Genomic DNA, 4,161 nt, shown 5'->3' with positions numbered 1-4,161 from the left:
GTGTTGTAGGGCAAGAAACGAGAGTGCTACGAAATCAATCCGCTATCCGAATACTATTATGTCAGGTGAGGAGTAAGCGTCAATCGAGTTGTCGAAAACAAGTTCGAGACAGTCCTCGGGCTTGCCGTCCCATCCGAGAGCCGAGACGAGGACGTTGGTATCGAAGACTACTCGCGTGCCCATTCTACGGCTTCCTTGACCTCATCTTCAGCCACTCCCTTCTCTTCAAGACGTCGCTGAACTCTCTGACTCAGCTCCTCGTACTTCTCCTCAACATCTATGTCGAGCTTCTTGAACAGGACACCGTCCTCGACAGAGATCGCAATGAATCTGTCGGATGGATCGAACCCCTCGCTATCACGTATCTCCTTCGGAACCACGAGCTGACCCTTGTCGGACATCTTGACTACCTCGGAGGTCATAATAAGAATATTAGAAAGTTGAACTGTTAAACCTTACGTCAGTTTCAGAGAGATACAGACTCGAACCAAGACACGTTTAAGCCTTGACTAATTACTCTCTGAGCATGTCCGAGGACGCAGAAGCCACAGAGAGGGTCTCGATAGGTCTCCGAGGCTGGACCTTCGACCCCGACAACGTCTTCGACGACGACGGCGAGTTAAAGTCAGTAGACGACATACCCGAGGACGACCGTCTACGTGTCGTACGTCTCACAGAGATAATAGGAAACGCGTGCCACGTCTGTATGTTGCGCCATCCCGACGAGGGCTGGGACGTCTGGAAGAAAGCCGACGCTGTCTACGGCGAGCCCACGACGGAGGTTCTCGTCTGTGACGAGCACGAGCCCGACTTCCTCTACTGGTACTTCGAGGAGGGCGGCGAGGCATACAAGGGCGAGGAGGAGCTTCCCGACGAGTTCCACGCGTGGATCAGGGACGGCGGCGAGGCTCCCGAGGGATACTCATAATAACTTCACCGATAATTACGTAACCTATAACTTGTTCGAGTCTCAATTTGGTAACTACTGACGTAGTAAGGAAGACAGGTGAATCCAAATAATGGATGACAACTATCCGAACCAAGGGCGAAGACGTTTCGTAAAGAGCATGGTCGGGGCTGGAGTCCTCGGAAGCGTCGCCGCGGCGGGCTACAGTAGTGTTGATCTCCTGACTCAGAAGTCAGGAGTCGGAGGAGGTTCAATCAAATACCGGGGTATAAAGATTGTCGAAGGTCCCGCTCCGCGTGGTATGTCACAGATACCTCTCAAGATAGAGGGCGGGGAGATTATCGGGAGGGCTCCGTCGCCTTCGGGCGGTAAAGGGAACCCGACGTTAAGCATAGCGGGTTTCGATTACTCGCTCGACTGGTTCCAGTACTGCGGAGTCCAGAACTACCCCGGAGTGCAGCCCGAGTTCGAGAGCGACAACAAGTTCAAGTACTCAGCTAGAGGCTGGCACTCCGACAGGGAGGGTGACGTGATGAAGGTCAGCGACTTCGACGACTGGCAGTCGTACGTCGGAAGAGCTGACAATGCCACCGAGGGACTCGGTAAGCCCGCGTGGGGTACCTGGAGAAGCGAGGGAGTCGAGAAAACTATACCTGTCGCAGTCATAAAGACCGACAAGCAGAGGCTCCTCGACAACGCCAATAGTGACCAGCAGAGACAGTGGATAGAAGAGACATGTCCTCAGGGATTCATAGGCTGGATCAACAAGTGTACCCACTTCTGCTGTGTCCCACAGGGATTCCAGACATCCGACTTCGGCTGTGGAGGAGGAGTCTGTGCCGCCAACAAGGTCTACTGCCAGTGCCACCAGTCGAGGTACGATCCCTTCAACGTAGTCGACGACACTATGATAGCACTCCCGAGACCTCCCGCCGAGGACGTGCTGTAAAGTAAAATAATATGATGTGGGTATCCTGCTGTGATATCTATGAAGAGGAGGTCATCTGATCACGAGAACGGGAACCCCGGATATACGTAGGACGCGCCCCGTTATGCTTCCTATACGTTGTCCTATGTAGCTTGATTCGTATTTCGACGGCATTACTATAAGATCGACTCGTCTGTCTTCGGCGTAATCTGAGATGGCACTGTGTGAGTCTCCTCTTACCACATTCTTGATTATGCTCAGACTATTATAGTCTCTAATATCCTCTTCTATGCTATCGACAGCGTCGTGTCCGCGTTTTTCTATACGTTCAATGTATTCGCTCGACACACCCCCAGCGTCAAATACCCCTGCCTCTGACTCGACATCGACTACGCTGAGAAGATGAAGAGTCGCTCGATACGACTCCGCTATATCAGCTGCGTACGAAGACGCCTTACCAACTCCTTCTGAGCGACCCGGATCTACAGGTAGAAGGAGATTGTCGTAGTTAGCTCCTGTAGTTTCAGTGAGTTCACCCTCAGGTACTGTGAGAACCGGGAGAGATGTACGTCTCAGGACGCGTTCAGTGATGCTTCCGAGAAGACGCTCTTCGAGTCCCGTTCTGCCCTGACGCCCCATTACGATGAGATCTATACCATTCTTCTTCGTCTGTCTGAGGACTGTCTTCGCGGGCGATCCCTCAAGAAGGTATGCCTGGATCTCGACATCATCCTCCATCCCGAACTCAGAGACAATCTGAGTAGCATCTTTGAGTATCTGTCTTCCCTCTTCCTCGTGACCTGAACTATGGACATGTACAACTTCGGCGACTGCGTCGTAGTTGCGTGCAATCTCGAATCCGTACTTGGCTGCACGTCTTGCGCAGTCACTTCCGTCAACCCCTATGAGGACTCTTTGGATCATAGACATAGATAATGTGCCTTGAGTTATCTTATTTTTGTGGACTTAACTCTGTCCCAACAATGCCTCACTGGTCTTGACTCTACTTCTACGTATGAGATCGACGAGAGCACTTCTGCGCTTAACCATGACTAACCCTCCGAGTAAGACATAGACCGCGGTATATACGAGAAGTACACTGTGGCTGGTTAAGGGTATCTGGATTATGTCGCGTATTATCGCAAACTCGATAAGAACTTGGGATATGAAGAGAAAGAGGAGTCCGACTGCTTCTCTCGTCGATATCTCGAAGTTGACGAGGAGGCTCAGAGCGAAAAACGACTGTGCCGCTGTGATCCATATCTCAGCCGACTGTTTAGGATCGAAGCTGAGTGGGTTGTATTCTCCGAGAACTATCGAATGTACTATCCTATCACGAGAGTTCCAATAAGAAGCGTCCACTGGTTTAGCTTAGACGAGATGAGTGCGTTGAAACCCGCCGTTGAACGTGCCTTGTTTACGAGGTACGCCACGACTATGAGTTCGGGAGATTCTGATGCGAGAGGGGCTATCCACTGTACCATGAAGAAAGACGGTATTCCGGCGTTCTTTCCTATCTCCTCAAGACCGTGTGCAAACGGCTCGACTGCCGTGAAGATCATAACTCCCGAGTAGACGAAGAGGGTGATGACGGTCAGTATACGTGGAACCCTCGGAAAGGACTGGAGATACAAGGATACCCCGACATGCTCTTCTGCGGGCTCATCCTCAGAACGTAGAACAACGAGTATATACGTGACGTAGAGTCCGACCAGAAATACAGTATCGAGTATATCTATTCCACCGTTGAGAGGAACTACGAAAGCCCATACTGTCGCAGCTAAGAGGAAGGATATTTCGAGGTCTATGTCGGGGTCGAGTAAAACCGAATTAGTGAGTAGACCATCTCGTCTCAGTACGGAGGGATCGGACGAAGATGAAGACCTGTAAACCGTAAAGAGGGCTATTCCCGACCAGCCGATGCCTATCAGTATACGGTTTGCCCCCGTCATGTTAGCGACGGCGAGATTTCCCGCTTCGGCTCCTCGGGGCGTACCAGCGAATACGCCCGCATTCCACGCATAGAGAGCGTCAACGGCGTATTCGGGGGCAACAGCGAGGACTGCCAAGATGGCGATTGCGAATGCTCGTGGAACATCCTTCTCAGCAGTCTCAGCAGCCCACGCGAGGAGGAAAGAGGATCCGAGAACTGCGACCCCGCTTATGGCTACGGTTGCAGTCGTTGGTAGTCTTAAATTCATAGCCCAGACGATAAGCCACGGAACCGTAAGCCCGACAGCGAGACTTATAGCAGCGATAGACTGTCTTCTCATATAGGGATTGTTAAAAGTTTTTACCGATTACCTCTGGGCGCCCGTCTGGACAG

5 protein-coding genes and 1 pseudogene are annotated in these 4,161 nt (G+C 51.8%); 2 read left to right on the top strand and 4 right to left on the bottom strand.

The annotated features are described in order from the left end of the window. Positions 1 to 42: 42 nt before the first annotated feature. On the bottom strand, positions 43 to 183 hold the full coding sequence (locus tag SV253_06145) for a hypothetical protein (protein ID MDY6775643.1): 141 nt from the start codon (positions 181 to 183) through the stop codon (positions 43 to 45). After that, a complete protein-coding gene (locus SV253_06140; protein MDY6775642.1) occupies positions 168 to 422 on the bottom strand; it encodes an AbrB/MazE/SpoVT family DNA-binding domain-containing protein in 255 nt (84 codons plus the stop codon). Before SV253_06140 ends, SV253_06145 begins: the two co-directional genes overlap by 16 nt. Before the next feature lie 104 nt (positions 423 to 526). Here SV253_06140 and SV253_06135 point away from each other — a divergent pair, with 104 nt between their 5' ends. Then, complete coding sequence (locus SV253_06135; GenBank protein ID MDY6775641.1) at positions 527 to 928, top strand: hypothetical protein; 402 nt, start codon at positions 527 to 529, stop codon at positions 926 to 928. 91 nt (positions 929 to 1,019) lie between these two features. Further along, the gene (locus tag SV253_06130; protein ID MDY6775640.1) at positions 1,020 to 1,856 is read left to right on the top strand and encodes a ubiquinol-cytochrome c reductase iron-sulfur subunit; all 837 of its coding nucleotides are present in this window, start codon (positions 1,020 to 1,022) and stop codon (positions 1,854 to 1,856) included. A 51-nt stretch (positions 1,857 to 1,907) separates the two neighbouring features. Here the strand turns inward: SV253_06130 and SV253_06125 are convergent, their stop codons facing one another. Both SV253_06125 and SV253_06120 read right to left on the bottom strand, forming a co-directional pair. Beyond that, entirely contained in the window at positions 1,908 to 2,759 is an 852-nt protein-coding gene (locus SV253_06125; protein ID MDY6775639.1) for a universal stress protein, read from the bottom strand. A 42-nt stretch (positions 2,760 to 2,801) separates the two neighbouring features. Then, a pseudogene (locus tag SV253_06120) lies at positions 2,802 to 4,108 on the bottom strand (sodium:calcium antiporter). Between the last annotated feature and the right edge of the window lie 53 nt (positions 4,109 to 4,161).

The organism is Candidatus Afararchaeum irisae (genome assembly GCA_034190545.1).
Lineage (GTDB): Archaea > Halobacteriota > Halobacteria > Halobacteriales > Afararchaeaceae > Afararchaeum > Afararchaeum irisae.
The sequence above is the reverse complement of the archived record's forward strand: the minus strand, read 5'-3'. Positions and strand labels throughout refer to the sequence as shown.

Excerpts from the sequence above, each read along its gene's own strand:
- SV253_06125 (MDY6775639.1), bottom strand. The coding sequence starts at position 2,759 with ATGATCCAAAGAGTCCTCATAGGGGTTGACGGAAGTGACTGCGCAAGA.
- SV253_06140 (MDY6775642.1), bottom strand. The coding sequence starts at position 422 with ATGACCTCCGAGGTAGTCAAGATGTCCGACAAGGGTCAGCTCGTGGTT.
- SV253_06130 (MDY6775640.1), top strand. The coding sequence starts at position 1,020 with ATGGATGACAACTATCCGAACCAAGGGCGAAGACGTTTCGTAAAGAGC.
- SV253_06135 (MDY6775641.1), top strand. The coding sequence starts at position 527 with ATGTCCGAGGACGCAGAAGCCACAGAGAGGGTCTCGATAGGTCTCCGA.
- SV253_06145 (MDY6775643.1), bottom strand. The coding sequence starts at position 183 with ATGGGCACGCGAGTAGTCTTCGATACCAACGTCCTCGTCTCGGCTCTC.